The sequence below is a fragment of the Streptomyces sp. NPDC033165 genome (genome assembly GCF_055577965.1).
This window is the reverse complement of sequence record NZ_JBVIPK010000003.1, coordinates 22,918-41,209: the sequence shown is the minus strand read 5'-3', so window position 1 is coordinate 41,209 and position 18,292 is coordinate 22,918. Positions and strand designations below refer to the sequence as shown.

The following is an 18,292-nucleotide window of genomic DNA, read 5'->3' as shown; positions in this document are numbered from 1 at the left end:
AACCCTGAGGGCCGGGGCCAGGCCACCGGACAGGGCCCGCTACGCCAGATACCCGGTGAACGCCCCCACCGCCTTCCGTACGTCATCGGCGGTCCACTCCAGCCCGTCCGCCGCCACCGTCACCTCCGTGAACGAGACCCCGGGTGGCAGCCCGCCCCCGACCGCTCCCGGGAACCAGCGCCGGAACAGCGTCACGCCGCTCTCCTCGGCCTGCCGCACCGACGCCTCGTCCAGCACCTCGGTGCCGTACGGCAGCCAGACCTGGAACTGGTGCGTGTGCGGCGGCTCCGGACGCACCCGGAACCACGGCACCCCCGCCTCCGTGAACCCCTCCGCCAGCGCCCCGGCCACCACCTTCGCGTGCGCCACGTACGACGGCAGTCTCGGCAGCTCCCGCTCCAGTCCCAGCAGGGCGGACAGCGCCGCCGGATACTGCTGGAAGACCTGGCCGCCGTACCGGTGGCGCCACACCCGGGCCTCCTCCACCAGGACCGAAGGGCCCGCCAGCACCGCCCCGGACAGTCCGTCCAGCGACTTGTAGAACGACACGTACACACTGTCGGCGAGCGCCACGATCTCCGGCAGCTCCCGCCCGAAGTGCGGGCCGCACTCCCACAGCCGCGCCCCGTCGAAGTGGACCACCGCGTCCCGTTCCCGGGCCGCCTCCACCACCGCCGTCAGCTCCTCCCAGGACGGCAGCACGAACCCGGCGTCCCGCAGCGGCAGCTCCAGCATCAGTGTCCCGAACGGCTCGGGGAACTCCCGTATCTCCTCGGCACTCGGCAGCCGGGGTGCGGACGTCGGATGCACGGTGCGCAGCCCGCTCACCGTGCCGAGTGCCCCGCTCTCGTGCAGTTCCGGGTGGGACAGGGGGTGCAGGGCCACCGTCGTGTCGCCCGTACGCCCGGCCCAGCAGCGCAGGGCGACCTGCTGGGCCATCGTGCCGGTCGGGAAGAACGCCGCCGCCTCCGTCCCCAGCACCCCGGCCGCCCGGCGCTCCAGATCGGCGACGACCCCGCCCCCGTACACATCGGTCCAGTCCTCCGGGTCGTGTACGGACGAGGCGTCGGCCGCCAGCGCCGCCAGCCGCTCGCCCAGCGTGCCGTCCGCGCCCGTCCGCGCCAGCACCCGGCTCGACCCCCGCCACGCGGCCAGCCTGCGCCGCCGCTGCTCCTGCTCATCCACCGTCGCCATGGGACGATCATCACCCGGACCTCTGACAGCGCGCCCGTGGGTTTCCCTCGGTTCGCGGAGTTGTCCACAGGCTGTGGGCGGCGGGGAGGCTTCCCCGAAACGCTGGCGTAGCATGCAGAGAAATCGTCCGGTACCCCCCGCGGACTGGAACGGAAGGCCATCGCCGCGTGAACGCATCAGTTTCGAAGGAACCCCTCGACGCGAGGGACCGCCCCGCCCGCCTCACGGTCGGGGTCGTCGGCGCGGGCCGGGTGGGCCCCGCACTCGCCGCGTCCCTCCAGCTCGCCGGACACCGCCCGGTCGCCGTGTCGGGCGTCTCCGACGCCTCCCGGCGGCGCGCCGCCGAGCTGCTCCCCGACGTGCCCCTGGTGGAGCCCGCCGAGGTGCTGGCCCGCGCCGAGCTGGTGCTGCTGACCGTCCCCGACGATGTGCTGCCCACCCTGGTGGAGGGCCTGGTCGAGACCGGCGCCGTGCGGCCCGGCCAGCTGCTCGTCCACACCTCCGGGCGGTACGGGACGAAGGTGCTGGAACCGGCGCTGCGGGCCGGGGCCCTGCCGCTCGCGCTGCACCCGGCGATGACGTTCACCGGCACCGCCGTCGACGTCCAGCGGCTCGCGGGCTGCTCCTTCGGGGTCACCGCCCCCGAGGAGCTGCGGCTCGCCGCGGAGGCGCTGGTCATCGAGATGGGCGGCGAGCCCGAGTGGATCGCCGAGGAGTCCCGCCCGCTCTACCACGCGGCCCTCGCCCTCGGTGCGAACCACCTGGTCACCCTGGTCGCCCAGTCGATGGAGCTGCTGACCAAGGCCGGGGTCGCCGCCCCGGACCGGATGCTCGGGCCGCTCCTCGGCGCGGCCCTGGACAACGCCCTGCGCTCCGGTGACGCCGCGCTGACCGGGCCGGTCGCGCGGGGGGACGCGGGCACGGTCGCCGCCCACATCGGCGAGCTGCGCGCCCACGCCCCGCAGGCGGTGGCCGGGTATCTCGCGATGGCCCGCGCCACGGCCGACCGGGCGCTCGCCCACGGCCTGCTCAAGGCGGAGCTGGCCGAGGACCTGCTCGTCGTCCTGGCGGCCGACCAGGAGACCCGCCCCGGCGGCTCCGGCCCGGGACCACGACCGGGGGAGACCCGATGACGACCACCAGCCGTACGGGAGACAGGGGCCCCGCCGCCCCGGGCCGGGCCCCCGCCCTCCTGCGCACCGCCGCCGAGCTCGACGCGCTGCCCCGCCCCGCCGGGGCCGAGCGGGCCGTCGTCATGACCATGGGCGCCCTCCACGAGGGCCACGCCGCCCTGATCCGCGCCGCCCGCACCGCCGCCGGACCGGACGGCCAGGTCGTGGTCACCGTCTTCGTGAACCCGCTCCAGTTCGGCGAGGCCGCCGACCTCGACCGCTACCCCCGCACCCTGGACGCCGACCTGGAGATCGCCGCGACGGCGGGGGCCGACGCGGTCTTCGCTCCCGGTGTCGACGAGGTCTATCCGGGCGGTGAGCCCCAGGTCCGGATCACCGCCGGTCCCATGGGCGAACGCCTCGAAGGCGCGGCCCGCCCCGGGCACTTCGACGGGATGCTCACCGTCGTCGCCAAGCTCCTCCACCTCACCCGGCCCGACGAGGCGTTCTACGGGCAGAAGGACGCCCAGCAGCTCGCCCTGATCCGCCGCATGGTCCGCGACCTGAACTTCGGCGTCCGGATCACCGGTGTGCCCACCGTGCGGGACCCCGACGGGCTCGCGCTCTCCAGCCGCAACAGGTTCCTCTCCACCGAGGAGCGGCACACCGCGCTCGCCCTGCCCCGCGCCCTGTTCGCGGCCCGCGACCGGCTCGCGGCCCAGCAGGCGCTGCACGAGCGGGCCAAGGCCACCGCCCCCGGCTCCGACCGGGCCGCCGGGCTCAACAGGATGGGCGAGGCACGTGCCGCCGCCGACGCCCAGGCCGTGGCGCTGGCCCGGCCCAACGGGGCGCCCGCCGCCGTCCGGGCCGCCGCCCAGGCGGTGCTCGACGAGGCCGCGGCCCGGGGCAGGCTGCCGCTCGCCGTGGACTATCTGGCCCTGGTGGACCCGGCGGACTTCACCGAGATCCCCGACGACCGCGAGAGCGGGGAGGCGATCCTCGCCGTCGCCGCCCGGGTCGGGGACACCCGCCTCATCGACAACATCACCCTCACCTTCGGAGCCCTGACGTGACCGGAATACGGCTGACCGCCCCCGCCCCCGGCTGGGCCATCGACGCGGACGTCGTGGTGGTCGGCTCCGGCGTCGCCGGGCTCACCGCCGCGCTGCGCTGCGCGGCCGCCGGACTGGACACCGTGGTCGTCACCAAGGCCCGGCTCGACGACGGCTCGACCCGCTGGGCACAGGGCGGTATCGCCGCGGCCCTCGGCGAGGGCGACACCCCCGAGCAGCACCTCGACGACACCCTCGTCGCGGGCGCGGGCCTCTGCGACGAGGAGGCCGTCCGCACCCTGGTCACCGAGGGCCCCGACGCCGTACGCCGCCTGATCACCACCGGCGCGCACTTCGACACCACGGACAGCGGGGAGATAGCGCTGACCCGCGAGGGCGGCCACCACCGCCGCCGCATCGCCCACGCGGGCGGCGACGCGACCGGCGCGGAGATCTCCCGCGCCCTGGTCGGGGCGGTCCGCGAGGCAGCCCTCCACACCATCGAGAACGCCCTCGTCCTGGACCTGCTCACGGACGCCGAAGGCCGTACGGCCGGGGTCTCCCTGCACGTCATGGGCGAGGGCCAGCACGACGGCGTCGGCGCGGTCCGGGCGCCCTCGGTCGTCCTCGCCACCGGCGGCATGGGCCAGGTCTTCTCCGCCACCACCAACCCCTCCGTCTCCACCGGCGACGGGGTGGCGCTCGCGCTGCGGGCCGGGGCGGAGGTCTCCGACCTGGAGTTCGTCCAGTTCCACCCGACCGTCCTCTTCCTGGGCGCGGACAGTGAGGGCCAGCAGCCGCTGGTCTCCGAGGCCGTACGCGGCGAGGGCGCGCATCTCGTCGACGGCGACGGCGTCCGCTTCATGGCCGGGCAGCACGAGCTGGCCGAGCTGGCCCCCCGCGACATCGTCGCCAAGGCCATCACCCGCCGGATGCACGAGCACGGCACCGAGCACATGTATCTGGACGCCCGGCACTTCGGGGCGGCCATGTGGGAGCAGCGCTTCCCCACGATCCTGGCCGCCTGCCGGGCCCACGGCATCGACCCGGTCACCGAGCCGGTCCCGGTCGCCCCGGCCGCGCACTACGCCTCCGGCGGCGTCCGCACCGACCTGCGGGGCCGCACGACGGTGCCCGGCCTGTACGCCTGCGGCGAGGTCGCCTGCACCGGGGTGCACGGGGCCAACCGCCTCGCGTCCAACTCCCTCCTGGAGGGCCTGGTCTTCGCCGAGCGCATCGCCGCCGACATCGCCGAGGCCCGCCCGCCCCGTACCGAACCGGCCGCGGTCCCGGGCGCCGGCGATCCGGTCGCGCTGCTGGCCCCCGAGGCCCGTACGGCGATCCAGCGCACCATGACCCGCGGCGCCGGAGTCCTGCGCTCCGCCGAGAGCCTGGCCGCCGCCGCCGAGGAGCTGGAGGCCCTGCACCGCGAGGCCGCCACCGACGGGGACGGGGCCAAGGCGGTCGTCCCCGGGGTCGACGCCTGGGAGGTCACCAACCTCCTCCTGGTCTCCCGGGTCCTGGTCGCCGCCGCCCGGGACCGCGAGGAGACCCGCGGCTGCCACTGGCGCGAGGACCGGCCCGACCGCGACGACGCCCACGGCCGCCGCCACCTGGTCGTCCGGATCGCGCCCGACCGCACCCCGGTCGTCCACCGCACGGAGACCGCCGCATTCCCGCCCGTACGCCCGTCGGATTGAGCACACTGCTGGAAGCAGCCGCTCCGCCGCACACCGCGGGGCGGCACCAGCAACGCCGGAAGCACCAGCCGTACCCGCACCACCCGCCACGCCCCCGAGGAGCCGTCACCGTGAGCACGCCCGAAGAGAATCCGCGCCCCACACCCGTGGACGTACCGCTGATCAGCGTCGGCGCGCCCGCCCCGTCCGAGGCCTCGGGGGGCGGCTGCGGCGACGGCTGCGGTTGTGGCGGTGACGACGGATTCGACGCCGAAGCCCTGGAGTGCGGCCTGGACCCCGCGCTCGCCCTGCTGCTGGCCGAGGCGGGGCTCGACCCCGTCCAGGTCGAGGACGTCGCCCATGTGGCGATCGAGGAGGACCTCGACGGCGGGGTGGACGTCACGACGGTGGCGACCGTCCCCGAGGACGCCGTCATCACCGGTGACTTCACCGCCCGGGAGGCGGGCGTCGTGGCGGGGCTGCGGGTCGCCGAGGCGGTCCTGTCGATCGTCTGCACCGAGGAGTTCGAGGTCGAGCGGCACGTCGAGGACGGCGAGCGGATCGTTACCGGGCAGAAGCTGCTGACCGTCACCACCCGCACCCGCGACCTGCTGACCGGTGAGCGCAGCGCGCTGAACCTGCTCTGCCGTCTCTCCGGCATCGCGACCGCCACCCGCGCCTGGGCGGACGTGCTGGAGGGCTCCGGGGCCCAGGTCCGCGACACCCGCAAGACGACGGCGGGCCTGCGCGCGCTGGAGAAGTACGCGGTGCGCTGCGGCGGCGGCGTCAACCACCGGATGTCGCTCTCCGACGCGGCCCTGGTCAAGGACAACCACGTCGTCGCGGCGGGCGGGGTCGCGGAGGCGTTCAAGCGGGTCCGGGCCGAGTTCCCCGACCTGCCCGTCGAGGTCGAGGTCGACACGCTGGAGCAGGTCCGCGAGGTGCTGGACGCGGGTGTCGACCTGATCCTGCTGGACAACTTCACCCCGGCCGAGACCGCCGAGGCGGTCGCCCTGGTCGCCGGCCGCGCGATCCTGGAGTCCTCCGGCCGCCTCACCCTCGACTCGGCCCGCGCCTACGCGGACGCGGGCGTCGACTACCTGGCGGTCGGGGCGCTCACCCACTCCTCGCCGATCCTCGACATCGGCCTGGACTTCCGCGACGCCGACGCGGCCGAGGACACCATCACCGACGGGGCCGACGCCTGATGCTCCTGACCATCGACGTCGGCAACACGCACACGGTCCTCGGCCTCTTCGACGGCGAGGAGATCGTCGAGCACTGGCGGATCTCCACCGACGCCCGCCGTACCGCCGACGAGCTGGCGGTCCTCCTCCAGGGCCTGATGGGCATGCACCCGCTGCTGGGCATGGAGCTGGGCGACGGCATCGAGGGCATCGCGATCTGCGCGACCGTTCCCTCGGTCCTGCACGAGCTGCGCGAGGTCACCCGCCGCTATTACGGCGACGTGCCCGCCGTCCTCGTGGAGCCCGGCGTCAAGACGGGTGTGCCGGTCCTGATGGACAACCCCAAGGAGGTCGGCGCGGACCGCATCATCAACGCGGTGGCCGCCGTCGAGCTGTACGGGGGCCCGGCGATCGTCGTCGACTTCGGCACCGCCACCACCTTCGACGCGGTCTCCCCGCGCGGTGAGTACGCGGGCGGGGTGATCGCCCCCGGCATCGAGATCTCGGTCGAGGCGCTCGGCGTCAAGGGCGCCCAGCTCCGCAAGATCGAGCTGGCCCGGCCGCGCAGCGTGATCGGCAAGAACACCGTCGAGGCCATGCAGTCCGGGATCGTCTACGGCTTCGCGGGCCAGGTCGACGGGGTGGTGGCGCGGATGAAGAAGGAGCTGGCCGCCGACCCGGACGACGTCACGGTCATCGCGACGGGCGGCCTTGCTCCGATGGTGTTGGGGGAGTCCGCCGCGATCGACGAGCACGAACCGTGGCTGACACTCATCGGACTGCGCCTGGTCTACGAGCGGAACATGCCCCGGTCGTAGGGGATGCCCCGGGCGCGCTCCGCGTACCTGCGACAACGTGCGGTGGCGGCGGCCGGGCCCCGGGCGGGCTCGCCGCGCCACCGGCGACCAGTTAAACGGATTTTGTCCATTTAGCACGTATTGTCGCACTATGCCCACGCCCTACGGTTCACGAGGCGGCATGGCGTTCAGCGCGGACGAGCTGCGGGTGCTCCGACGTGCCCTCGCCATCGCCCTCCACCCCATGCCCCTGTCCGACGAGGATGTCCAGGACTGCCTGCGGCTCGCGGGCTCCGTGGACGAGGCGGTCGGCGAGGCCGGTCGGCTGCGAGCGTTCCTCCTCGCCGACCTCGCCCGCTACCGCAACGCCCTCCCCGGCTCCGTCGCCGGCTATCTGGAGCTGCTCCAGGATGCCCTGGCGGCCGGCTACGACCCCCGCCCGGACGATCTGGCCGCCCTGCGGGCCCTGCGCGGCAGGCCGCTCGCCGCGGCCCTCCTGGAGCGCTGCCAGCTCCTCGCGGAGCGCTCGGTACGGGCCCGGCTCGCGGGCCGCTCCGCCGGTCTCTCGGCCCCCGGCCCGCGGAGCCGACTGCTGGCCCTGCCCGGCGGCCGCGCCGCCGACCGGGAACCGGTCCGGCCCAAGACCCCCGCCGCCCCGAGCCGCCCCCAGGCGCCCGGAGACCGCCCGATGCCCAAGCCCTCCGAGGTCTTCCCCCCTCGCCGCCGGCCCGAGCCGCCGCCGTCCGAGGAGCGGGCGGCCGGCTGACCCCGCCCGTACCGCAGCCCGGCCCGACGCGGCGGCCTCCACCGGGAGGTCGCCGCGTCGGGCCGCACGGGGCTCGCTACTCTGGACGGCATGGACTATGTATCCGCGCTCGTGCCCCCCGTGGTGATGGCCGTCTTCTTCATCGGCCTGATCGTGACGATCGTCAAGAGTCAGGGTGGTCCGAACAAGGCCAAGGAAGACGCCATCGTGGACGCGGCTCTCGCCCACGCGGATTCCGTAAAGCAGACCGCTCGTCCGGAGAATGCCTGACCGCTGGAGCGGCCCGCCCGCCCCGCACCTCCGCGACGTACGCCCCGGAGCGCACGACTCGATGAGAGCCGTGCGCTCTTTTGCTGTGTAAATACCAGGCTATTCGGGACATCGGGCACTAAAGTGATCCCGTGCCCCGCCAATTGGGAGACCTGGAAGACGCCGTGATGACCCGCGTCTGGCGATGGAACCGACCGGTCACGGTGCGGGAAGTCCTTGAGGACCTCCAGCAGGAACGGTCCATCGCCTACACGACGGTGATGACGGTAATGGACAATCTCCATCAGAAGGGCTGGGTGCGCAGGGAAGTCGACGGCCGGGCCTATCGATATACCGCCGTCTCCACCAGGGCCGCCTACTCGGCCGCACTGATGAACGAAGCCTGGTCACAGAGCGACAACCCCGCCGCCGCACTTGTCGCGTTCTTCGGCATGATGTCCGCCGAGCAGCGCGAAGCACTCCAGGATGCCGTTCGTATGGTTTCCCCCGACCTTGCCGAAAGTGCCCCTGGCACTACCTCCGCCAACCCCGCGGAAGTGACCGCGGAGACCGCCGGAGATGCCGCCCCGGCCGATGCCGCGGAGCCGGAGAGCGGACGATAGCGTCGGGGCATGTCCTCAGAGCAGCCGCAAAGCAATCCGGATACCGAACTCCATACCGACCCGTCGGTAAATAAGCCCGCCATCACCGTCCGGCGGGCCAGGACGAGTGACGTCGCGTCCGTACGCCGACTCCTCGACGGGTACGCGTCCGGAGGCATCCTGCTCGACAAAGCGACCGTCACCCTTTACGAGGACATCCAGGAGTTCTGGGTGGCGGAGCGCGACGAGGACGCAACGGTCATCGGCTGCGGGGCACTTCACGTCATGTGGGAAGACCTGGCGGAAGTGCGGACCCTTGCCGTCGACCCCCGCGTCAAGGGGGCCGGAGTGGGGCATCACGTTCTGGTCAAGCTCTTGCAGACCGCGCGCTGGCTCGGTGTCCGCAGGGTTTTCTGCCTCACCTTCGAAGTGGACTTCTTCGCCAAGCACGGCTTCGTCGAGATCGGAGAGACGCCGGTCGACACCGATGTCTACAGTGAGCTGCTGCGTTCCTACGACGAGGGTGTCGCGGAGTTCCTCGGTCTCGAACGAGTGAAGCCGAACACCTTGGGCAACAGCCGGATGCTTCTGCACCTGTGACGGGAGAAGGGCCTGCATCCCTATGTCCGAATCGCGCACGTTTCCCGTCTTCTCGGGCTCCTGAACCTCTCCCGGGGGTTTGTGTTTTCCGGGGAAAAGCGGTTTCCTTTCCGCGTACTCCATTTTCGATGAAAGGAAATCACCGTGGCACAGAAGGTTCAGGTCCTTCTTGTCGATGACCTCGACGGCGTCGAGGCGGACGAGACGGTCACGTTCGCCCTTGACGGCAAGACGTACGAGATCGACCTCACCACGGCCAACGCGGACAAGCTTCGCGGCCTTCTTGAGCCCTACACCAAGGGCGGACGCCGCACCGGTGGCCGCGCCGCCACGGGCCGCGGCAAGGGCCGCGCCGTGTCCGGTGGCAACAAGGACACCGCGGAAATCCGCCGGTGGGCGCGGGAGAACGGCCACAATGTGAATGACCGCGGCCGTGTTCCCGCCGAGATCCGCGAGGCTTACGAGAAGGCCAACGGCTGATCCGCCGCACCTCTTGTCAGTGGCCCGACGCGGGCGCGCACCAACCGGACCCGATGGCACTCCGTCGCCGCGGCGTCCACCAGGCGTACGAGATCGGGGGCATCCCCACCGCTGCTCCCGAAGCCCGCGAGGGCCGGCAGCGCCGACTCGGGCACGTGCCTCGGCTCTGGGGGTCGCAGCCATACGGCGGCCCCCGTCGAGTCCCCAGGTCCGCCCGGGAGGGGCGGGGCCGTGACGCGGCCCCCCGCACCCACGGCGGTCAGATCCACGGCGACCGGACCCCATTCCAGCCAGTCGAGCAGCCCCGGCAGCTCATCGGCGCCGCCCGCGGCGACCAGCAGTCCCATCCGCGCCCCGGACAGCAGCACCGGACCGGTGCGCACCCCGCGCCGCAGCACGGCGTGACCGGCCTCGGCCGGAAGCTCCAGCACATCGAAGCGCAGACCGGTGAGCAGCCGCAGCGGAGCGCATCCCGCGGTGGCCCACCCCAGCTCCTGTTCGTACCTGCGTGCGAGGACGGCCTCGGCCGACCCCGGAGCGGTGTCGGGTGGCGCATCGGGTGACGACCGGGGCTGCGGGACGGTGGGGGCCATGGTCGATGAACCGCCGGACACCCCCCGAAGTTACGCAGGGTCCGCAAGTGATCACGTCACGTTCCGGTCGCGGGGGCGCGCGAGAGCATTCAGCAGCGCAAGGTTGTTCGCCCGTAGCGGAGGGAACCGGGGCGCGCCGCATGGACTGTCAGTGATTGCGGGTAAGACTTTCCTAGTGGGAAGGGGCGACACGCTGGCCGAGGCGTCTCACGTTCGCCATCGGCGTACTCGCGACAGGGGTATCTGCCTGGCCTGCGGGAACATCGTCTCGCACCATCGGGTTGGAGCAGTTGTCAGCTGTTCGGCAGTAAGAATCCCCGCCGGTGCGGGGGTGATCCGGACGGATGTCGGCAGTTGGAATGAGCTGTCCCGTCCTGCGGGACTAGCATGCGGAAGGACTGGGAGGGGACCGACCCCTCACTGACCGACCGCTCTGAGGAGCGATTAACGATGTTCGAGAGGTTCACCGACCGCGCGCGGCGGGTTGTCGTCCTGGCTCAGGAAGAAGCCCGGATGCTCAACCACAACTACATCGGCACCGAGCACATCCTCCTGGGCCTGATCCACGAGGGTGAGGGTGTCGCCGCTAAGGCCCTGGAGAGCCTCGGGATTTCGCTCGAGGCGGTCCGCCAGCAGGTGGAGGAGATCATCGGGCAGGGGCAGCAGGCTCCTTCCGGGCACATCCCCTTCACCCCGCGAGCCAAGAAGGTCCTGGAGCTGTCGCTCCGCGAGGCTCTTCAGCTGGGCCACAACTACATCGGCACCGAGCACATCCTGCTCGGCCTGATCCGCGAGGGCGAGGGCGTCGCCGCCCAGGTCCTCGTGAAGCTGGGCGCCGACCTGAACCGGGTCCGGCAGCAGGTCATCCAGCTGCTTTCCGGGTATTCGGGCGGCAAGGAGGCGGCCACCGCGGGCGGACCCGCAGAGGGCACGCCCTCCACGTCCCTGGTGCTCGACCAGTTCGGCCGGAATCTCACCCAGGCCGCTCGTGAGTCCAAGCTCGACCCGGTCATCGGGCGCGAGAAGGAGATCGAGCGGGTCATGCAGGTGCTGTCCCGCCGGACCAAGAACAACCCGGTGCTCATCGGCGAGCCCGGCGTCGGCAAGACGGCGGTCGTCGAGGGCCTGGCCCAGGCGATCGTCAAGGGCGAGGTGCCCGAGACCCTCAAGGACAAGCACCTCTACACCCTGGACCTCGGCGCCCTGGTCGCCGGTTCGCGGTACCGGGGTGACTTCGAGGAGCGCCTGAAGAAGGTCCTCAAGGAGATCCGCACCCGCGGCGACATCATCCTGTTCATCGACGAGCTCCACACGCTGGTCGGTGCGGGCGCCGCCGAGGGCGCGATCGACGCGGCGAGCATCCTCAAGCCGATGCTGGCCCGCGGTGAGCTCCAGACCATCGGTGCCACCACGCTCGACGAGTACCGCAAGCACCTGGAGAAGGACGCGGCGCTGGAGCGCCGCTTCCAGCCCATCCAGGTCGCGGAGCCGTCGCTGCCGCACACCATCGAGATCCTCAAGGGTCTGCGCGACCGCTACGAGGCCCACCACCGCGTCTCCATCACGGACGAGGCCCTGGTGCAGGCGGCGACGCTCGCCGACCGGTACATCTCGGACCGCTTCCTCCCCGACAAGGCGATCGACCTGATCGACGAGGCCGGATCGAGGATGCGCATCCGCCGGATGACCGCGCCGCCGGACCTCCGCGAGTTCGACGAGAAGATCGCCGGTGTCCGCCGGGACAAGGAGTCGGCCATCGACTCCCAGGACTTCGAGAAGGCGGCTTCCCTCCGCGACAAGGAGAAGCAGCTGCTGGCGGCGAAGGCCAAGCGGGAGAAGGAGTGGAAGGCCGGCGACATGGACGTCGTCGCCGAGGTCGACGGCGAGCTCATCGCCGAGGTCCTGGCCACGGCCACCGGTATCCCGGTCTTCAAGCTGACGGAGGAGGAGTCCTCCCGTCTGCTGCGCATGGAGGACGAGCTCCACAAGCGCGTCATCGGGCAGAAGGACGCCATCAAGGCCCTTTCGCAGGCGATCCGCCGTACGCGAGCCGGCCTGAAGGACCCCAAGCGCCCCGGTGGCTCGTTCATCTTCGCCGGTCCGTCCGGTGTCGGTAAGACCGAGCTCTCCAAGACGCTCGCCGAATTCCTCTTCGGCGACGAGGACGCGCTGATCTCCCTCGACATGTCGGAGTTCAGCGAGAAGCACACGGTTTCCCGCCTCTTCGGCTCGCCCCCCGGTTACGTGGGCTACGAAGAGGGCGGCCAGCTCACCGAGAAGGTGCGCCGCAAGCCGTTCTCCGTCGTCCTCTTCGACGAGGTCGAGAAGGCCCACCCCGATATCTTCAATTCCCTGCTCCAGATTCTGGAGGACGGCCGCCTGACCGACTCCCAGGGCCGGGTCGTGGACTTCAAGAACACGGTCATCATCATGACGACCAACCTCGGGACCCGGGACATCTCGAAGGGCTTCAACCTGGGCTTCGCCGCCCAGGGCGACGTCAAGACGAACTACGAGCGCATGAAGGTCAAGGTCAACGAAGAGCTCAAGCAGCACTTCCGGCCGGAATTCCTCAACCGTGTCGACGACACGGTGGTCTTCCACCAGCTGACCGAGGAAGACATCATCCAGATCGTCGACCTCATGCTCGCCAAGGTCGACGAGCGCCTCAAGGACCGTGACATGGGCATCGAGCTGAGCTCGGACGCCAAGTCGCTCCTGGCGAAGAAGGGCTACGACCCCGTGATGGGCGCCCGGCCGCTGCGCCGGACGATCCAGCGCGAGATCGAGGACATCCTCTCCGAGAAGATCCTCTTCGGTGAGCTGCGCCCCGGTCACATCGTGGTCGTCGGCGTCGAGGGCGAGGGTGACGAGAAGAAGTTCTCGTTCCGCGGCGAGGAGAAGTCGGCTCTGCCCGACGTCCCCCCGATCGAGCAGGCGGCAGGCGGCACCGGCCCGAACCTGACGAAGGACGCGTGACGCACACGCCCAGGGCGTGAGCCCGGGCTGAGGGGCTGCCCCGCAATCGGTATCCGTACCGGTTCGGGGCAGCCCCTTTTCGTACGCGTCAGCCGCGAGGGGCGTCGAGCCGGTTGCCCAGTTCCTCCGCCCCGATCAGCCGCCGCTCGGTCAGCCCGGCGACCCGCACCCGCAGGCCCGGCCAGGAGTGCAGCGCCGTGAGGTCCAGTACGCGCCGGGCGGAGGCGTCCAGGGTGAGACGGGTGACCCCGGGGAAGAGCGGCCGCAGCATCCCGAGGTCCCCGCCGTGGTCAGGGGCCTGCACGGACAGTTCCTCGATGGTGGGCACGCACACCGAGTGGGCGGGCCGGTGCGCCCAGGGGAAGGCGGTGAGGCCGAGAACGGTGATCCGGGAGTGCTCCCGCAGCGCGGTGAGGGCGTCGTCGAACGCGTCGAGCTCCGAGACCTTCAGGCGGGTGAGGGACTTCCAGCCATCGAGCCCCTCCAGGGCGAGCGGACGCCGACTCGTCACGGTCAGGTCGGTGACACCCGGGTGGGCCGCGATCTCGCTCAGTCGGCCGGTCCCGAGGTTCTTCAGTCTGAGCTCCCGCAGACCGGGCAGGTCCGCCAGGGGCGCCAGGTCGCCCGGGCGCGTCCCCTCCGCGTCCAGGAACAGTTGCACGACCTTGTGGAGCCCGGCGAGCGGAGTGAGGTCCGAGATCGCCTGGCACCGCCCGATGTCCAGCACCGACAGGGAGTCCGCGACGGTGCTCAGGGACGAGAGCGCGTGGAGCCGGGCGTTCGTCCCCAGGAAGAGCGCGTGGAGCCGGGTGCCCTCCAGCGCCGCTCCGATCTCCGCGTCGGACAGCTCCAAGCCCAGCAACAGGGCGAACACGGACGGGAGGTGGCGCAGCGCCCGCAGCTGTTTGCGGTCGTTCACGATGAGGAGCGTGCCCTGGAGGGTGCAGTGAGCCAGGACCTCGGCGGCGTACTCCTCGGGCGGGAAGCGTTCCCACTTGTCCGCGAATCTGGTGCCCAGCCAGGGGTGGGCCAGCGCCCACTCACGGGCGTGGGGAACCGCGGCGGCTCCCCCGATGTCCAGGATCAGGGAGACCACGAACGGGGCGTGCCTCTCCGAGTCGGACATCGTGTGCGGGGCGGGCAGGAAGGCCAGGGCCGCCGGGCCCAGCCGGGCCAGGGAGCTCACCTGGCTGTCGCTGGTCGGCGGGAACAGCGCCGCCGTGCTCTCCCGGACCGCCGCCCGGACGGGGCCGTCCAGCCAGGCCGCGTGCTGCGCGCACAGTGCGGCCAGGACATGCGCGGCGGTGCGGTCCGCCGTGCCGGCCCCGTGCCGCAGCCCCGCGTTCAGCAACCCGCGTACGAGCACGGCGAGTTCGCGTCGCCCGCAGTGCCCCGCCGCCAGCAGGATCACGTCCTGCCAGGTCTCCTCGTCCGCGTGGCGCAGCAGTTCGTTGAGGTGGTCGTCCTCGACGAACTCCTTCGCGGCCAGGTAGTCCTGGAAGGTGCGGTGGATGAACTGGTAGGTGTCGTCGCCGTGTTCCTGGAGCAGGCCGCTGCGGTTCAGCAGGTGCGTCAGGATCCTCTCGGGCGGGCCCTGCGCACCCACCCGCTCCATCCCCGCCAGCGCACGCCGGAGTTGGCGCAGCGCCTGGTCGCGGGTGAACTCCGACTGCCCCTCGCGCACCAGCCACACCGCGATCCGTTGGAGGAGCTGGGTGTGTTCCTCGACGTCCAGTTCGACGCCCTCGGGGTCGCCGATCCGGCGGCGGCGGTCGCGGTGGCCGAGGAGCATTTCCAGGGCCGAGCGGTACAGGCTCCACCGGGTCTCGGGGAGCAAGCCGTCGCGGCGGCGGTGCAGGGCGCAGATCACCGCGCAGAGCAGTGGCGTACGGGCCAGGTCACGGAGCGTGGGGTTCTGGGCGAACTGGCGGGCGAGGTCGCGTTCCAGTCCGTCGAGCCGCTCGGCGTCGTCCTCCTCGGACAGCCGGGCCGCCCGGTGCCAGGAGGTCACGAACGCCTGGATGTCCTCGTTCCGCATCGGCAGCAGCCGGAGCTCCGCGAAGCCCTCGGAGCGCAGCCAGTCCGGCTCGACGGCGAGCGGCCGTACGGTCGCGACGCACCGGGTGTCCGGGTAGCGGGCCAGCAGGTGTGTGAGCCAGGTGTGGGCCTGTTCGCGGTCCTCCGGAGGCACCTCGTCCAACCCGTCCACCAGCAGTAGTGCCCGGCCCGACTCCAGGACCCGGCCCGCCCAGCCCTCCGGGGCCGTGTCGACCACCAGCCCCGCCGCACCCGACAGCTCCGCCGGGCCCGGGAACGTCACCCCACGGGCCCGCAGGGTGCGCAGTGGCACCACGAAGGGAACCAGGCCGTTCAGCGGGGCCAGGTCGTCGTCCAGGGTGCGGGCCGAGGCGTGGGCGGCCAGCCACCACAGCAGGGTCGTCTTGCCCGCGCCCGCCTCGCCGCGCAGCAGGGCCCGGGGGCGGCCGGTGAGGAGGGCGTCGATGCGCCGGGGGAGCGGCGGGCCGGGAGCGGCCCGGTCCTCGGTCTGCGCCTCCAGACTGAGGTAGGCGGTGTCCAGGTCCCATTCGGAGTCGTGCCTGCTCAGCTCGTCGAGGCCGAAGATCTTCGTACGCCGGTACGCGACGCCGAGCGCCTGCGCGTACTCCGCCTCGTACCGCAGGTCCCTCGGGAAGCTGCCGTGGACGCGTTCCTGGCGCAGGGCGACCTCGTTGCGCCGGAAGACCAGGCGGAAGGGGGCCGCCGCGAGGACCGGGCCGAGCGGGACGCACTCGACCCGGCGGCCCTCGCGCTGCCGGGGGACCTGCCGGGCGACGCCGAGGAGCACGTCCCCCATGAAGACCGGGCCGCCGGAGAGCCCGGACAGGGCCGCGGGCTCGTCGTCGGGGAGCGCGGCGGGCGGGCCGTCCAGATCGCAGACCAGCAGATCGCGGACCCGGCCCGCCATCGGCAGGACCGTCGCCGTGTACTGGTCCGCCTCCAGCCGCCGGTCGGGGCCGTAGCGCTGGACGCGGGGGAAGCCGGTGATCTCGCAGTCGGGGATCGCCTGGCGGGTGTCGACCACGCCGAGCCGCACCGGGGGGACCCGCCGCACCGGCTCGACGGCCTCCAGCAGGGCCACGTCCAGCTGGTAGTCGATCCAGGCGACGGTGGCCCGTATCCGGTCCGGGAGTGCGGGGTGGGCGATGAGGACGGACCCGGACTTGACCACATGGGCGCAGGTCAGGACCAGCCGGTCGGTGAGCAGGACACCGCTGCCCTGGCGGATCGCGGAGACGGCCACCGTGCGGTCGGCGGGATGGGTGACGGTCGTGCTCATGTGCGGGAGGGCCCGTCCGCCCCGTCACCGGACCCCGCCGTGCCGTGGCCGTGCGCCGGGTCCGCACCGAACCCCGCCGTCGAGCCGTCGTCCTCCGTCCCGATCTCCCACGCCTCGCCCGTCGTGGCGTTGCGCGGGGTCAGGGTGAAGGCGACCTTGTGCGTGCGTCCCGTGGCGCGGGCGGCATCCGCCCCCGCCTCGACCACCCAGGCCTTCACCTTGCCGCCCGCCCTGGCCTCCCGGCGCAGTTCGAGGGTGAACTCCATCTGGATGTCGCCGACCGCGAAGGAGACGGGGTGGTCCGTGGCCCGGGTCGCCGCGTCGATGAGCTGGTTGCGGATGGACGCGACGGCATCGGCGAGCTCGATGCCGTCCAGGGCGTGGGTGTTCTCGGCTGTCATGGGGTCCCCCGGGGGTGCGGCGTCGCTTTCCCGTCAGCGTAGTGATGTAGCGGGCCGAAGGTCCCGAATCGGAAGGACCAAGGTCCCACCAGCGGTGACAAGGCGCACAGCCCGAAACAGGCCTACTACCCGCGCTAGGAGAAAGCGCCATGATCGGCCGCAGGGCCTTCGGCCCGGCACCGGCAGGCACTTTCGATGTTTTGGGCGATACAAGCTATTCGCGGCTTAATGTCCGAAAAATCCCCATGAAGCAGGCGTCGGACCTCGTCCGCGCGAAGGATTCCGTAGCTCGCGCCGACTTCTCGTAAGGGGACAAGCGAGGTGAATTCCCCCGGTCCTCTCTACGGCTTTTCTTCGTAGATGGGGGGTTTGAGCATGGGTGGGGGTGCGGGTTACCAAGGTTGAGCAAGCCCGGACAGCACGCCGGGTCCACTCACCTTCGGAGGACTTCACCGTATGAAGCGCGCATCGAACCAGCACACCATCCGCCCGTCCGCCTTCCGTGTCCGTGGCGCCGTCCTGGCCGCCGGCCTGGGAGCGTCCGTGGTGCTGGGTGCTGGCACGGCGTTCGCGTCCGGCACCACCGGTGCCGCCGGCACCGCCCCCCTCGCGGTGGGGGCCACCGCCGACTCGGTCGCCAAGCAGGCGGCCGCGCAGGGCAAGGCGGCCGCGAAGAAGGCCTCCGACGCGAAGAAGAAGGCCGAGGACAAGAAGAAGGCGGCCAAGAAGAACGCCGCCTCCTGGAAGGCCCCGGTCAAGAAGTACACGCTGAGCGCCAGCTACGGCACCGGTGGCGCCCGCTGGGCCGCCAAGCACTCCGGCCAGGACTTCGCCGTCCCGGTCGGCACCCCGGTCGTGGCCGCCCACACCGGCACCATCGTGAAGGCCGGCCCGAACGGCGGCGGCGACGGTCCCGCGTACGGCAACGCCGTCGTGATCAAGCACGCCAACGGCAAGTACTCGCAGTACGCGCACCTGTCGAAGATCAACGTGAAGATCGGCCAGCAGGTCAAGACGGGCCAGAAGATCGCCCTGTCCGGCAACACCGGAAACTCCAGCGGCCCGCACCTTCACTTCGAGATCCGCACCACCCCGAACTACGGCTCGGCGCTGAACCCGGCCGCGTTCCTCCGCTCGGTGCACGTCTCCATCTGATCCGGCCGGCCCAGGGGGCGCCCGGGTCATGACCCCGGTCATGACCCGCCGGACACCCCCTACCGCGCGACTCCGCCGGCACCCGGCACCCCGGGCACCCGTCGGCCGC

The 18,292-nt window shown here is 71.9% G+C and carries 16 protein-coding genes; 12 read left to right on the top strand and 4 right to left on the bottom strand.

All coding sequences use genetic code 11. From position 1 onward, the window contains the following. Positions 1 to 39 precede the first annotated feature (39 nt). The gene (locus ACZ5WC_RS07930; RefSeq protein WP_468540005.1) at positions 40 to 1,194 is read right to left on the bottom strand and encodes a threonine aldolase family protein; all 1,155 of its coding nucleotides are present in this window, start codon (positions 1,192 to 1,194) and stop codon (positions 40 to 42) included. 167 nt (positions 1,195 to 1,361) lie between these two features. Between ACZ5WC_RS07930 and ACZ5WC_RS07925 the strand changes: the two genes are divergently transcribed. The 10 genes from ACZ5WC_RS07925 to ACZ5WC_RS07880 all read left to right on the top strand — a co-directional run bounded on the left by ACZ5WC_RS07925 (position 1,362) and on the right by ACZ5WC_RS07880 (position 9,718). Beyond that, positions 1,362 to 2,327, top strand: coding sequence for a Rossmann-like and DUF2520 domain-containing protein (locus tag ACZ5WC_RS07925; RefSeq protein ID WP_468540004.1), 966 nt, complete (start codon positions 1,362 to 1,364; stop codon positions 2,325 to 2,327). Beyond that, positions 2,324 to 3,379, top strand: coding sequence for a pantoate--beta-alanine ligase (gene panC, locus ACZ5WC_RS07920; RefSeq protein ID WP_468540003.1), 1,056 nt, complete (start codon positions 2,324 to 2,326; stop codon positions 3,377 to 3,379). Before ACZ5WC_RS07925 ends, panC begins: the two co-directional genes overlap by 4 nt. After that, entirely contained in the window at positions 3,376 to 5,058 is a 1,683-nt protein-coding gene (locus ACZ5WC_RS07915; protein ID WP_468540002.1) for an L-aspartate oxidase, read from the top strand. The genes panC and ACZ5WC_RS07915 overlap by 4 nt, the downstream gene beginning before the upstream one ends. Positions 5,059 to 5,204: 146 nt before the next feature. After that, complete coding sequence (nadC, locus tag ACZ5WC_RS07910) at positions 5,205 to 6,245, top strand: carboxylating nicotinate-nucleotide diphosphorylase (RefSeq protein WP_468540527.1); 1,041 nt, start codon at positions 5,205 to 5,207, stop codon at positions 6,243 to 6,245. Continuing rightward, positions 6,245 to 7,042 carry a type III pantothenate kinase gene (locus ACZ5WC_RS07905; protein ID WP_468540001.1) on the top strand — a complete coding sequence of 266 codons (798 nt, stop codon included), beginning with the start codon at positions 6,245 to 6,247 and terminating at the stop codon, positions 7,040 to 7,042. Before nadC ends, ACZ5WC_RS07905 begins: the two co-directional genes overlap by 1 nt. Before the next feature lie 160 nt (positions 7,043 to 7,202). Continuing rightward, a complete protein-coding gene (locus ACZ5WC_RS07900; RefSeq protein WP_468540526.1) occupies positions 7,203 to 7,787 on the top strand; it encodes a hypothetical protein in 585 nt (194 codons plus the stop codon). Positions 7,788 to 7,877: 90 nt separating this feature from the next. After that, a complete protein-coding gene (locus ACZ5WC_RS07895) occupies positions 7,878 to 8,057 on the top strand; it encodes a hypothetical protein (RefSeq protein ID WP_468540000.1) in 180 nt (59 codons plus the stop codon). A 131-nt stretch (positions 8,058 to 8,188) separates the two neighbouring features. Then, positions 8,189 to 8,659: a BlaI/MecI/CopY family transcriptional regulator gene (locus ACZ5WC_RS07890; RefSeq protein WP_468539999.1), complete on the top strand. Its 471-nt coding sequence runs from the start codon at positions 8,189 to 8,191 to the stop codon at positions 8,657 to 8,659. A gap of 9 nt (positions 8,660 to 8,668) precedes the next feature. Next, a complete protein-coding gene (locus ACZ5WC_RS07885; RefSeq protein WP_468539998.1) occupies positions 8,669 to 9,238 on the top strand; it encodes an amino-acid N-acetyltransferase in 570 nt (189 codons plus the stop codon). Between the two features lie 144 nt (positions 9,239 to 9,382). Further along, positions 9,383 to 9,718, top strand: a complete 336-nt coding sequence (locus ACZ5WC_RS07880) for a histone-like nucleoid-structuring protein Lsr2 (protein WP_018489329.1) — start codon at positions 9,383 to 9,385, stop codon at positions 9,716 to 9,718. Here the strand turns inward: ACZ5WC_RS07880 and ACZ5WC_RS07875 are convergent. Beyond that, positions 9,697 to 10,311 (bottom strand): SCO3374 family protein, encoded by a 615-nt coding sequence (locus ACZ5WC_RS07875; protein WP_468539997.1) that lies wholly within the window; start codon positions 10,309 to 10,311, stop codon positions 9,697 to 9,699. The genes ACZ5WC_RS07880 and ACZ5WC_RS07875 overlap by 22 nt on opposite strands. Positions 10,312 to 10,761: 450 nt before the next feature. Between ACZ5WC_RS07875 and ACZ5WC_RS07870 the strand changes: the two genes are divergently transcribed. Beyond that, positions 10,762 to 13,290 (top strand): ATP-dependent Clp protease ATP-binding subunit, encoded by a 2,529-nt coding sequence (locus tag ACZ5WC_RS07870; RefSeq protein WP_096632714.1) that lies wholly within the window; start codon positions 10,762 to 10,764, stop codon positions 13,288 to 13,290. 88 nt (positions 13,291 to 13,378) lie between these two features. Here ACZ5WC_RS07870 and ACZ5WC_RS07865 read toward each other — a convergent pair whose 3' ends face one another. After that, on the bottom strand, positions 13,379 to 16,627 hold the full coding sequence (locus tag ACZ5WC_RS07865) for an NACHT domain-containing protein (protein ID WP_468539996.1): 3,249 nt from the start codon (positions 16,625 to 16,627) through the stop codon (positions 13,379 to 13,381). Continuing rightward, on the bottom strand, positions 16,624 to 17,028 hold the full coding sequence (locus ACZ5WC_RS07860) for a trypco2 family protein (protein WP_468539995.1): 405 nt from the start codon (positions 17,026 to 17,028) through the stop codon (positions 16,624 to 16,626). The genes ACZ5WC_RS07865 and ACZ5WC_RS07860 overlap by 4 nt, the downstream gene beginning before the upstream one ends. A 456-nt stretch (positions 17,029 to 17,484) precedes the next feature. On the opposite strand from ACZ5WC_RS07860, the gene ACZ5WC_RS07855 reads away from it, so the two are divergent. Beyond that, a complete protein-coding gene (locus tag ACZ5WC_RS07855) occupies positions 17,485 to 18,183 on the top strand; it encodes a M23 family metallopeptidase (RefSeq protein WP_096632718.1) in 699 nt (232 codons plus the stop codon). The last annotated feature ends 109 nt before the right edge of the window (positions 18,184 to 18,292 follow it).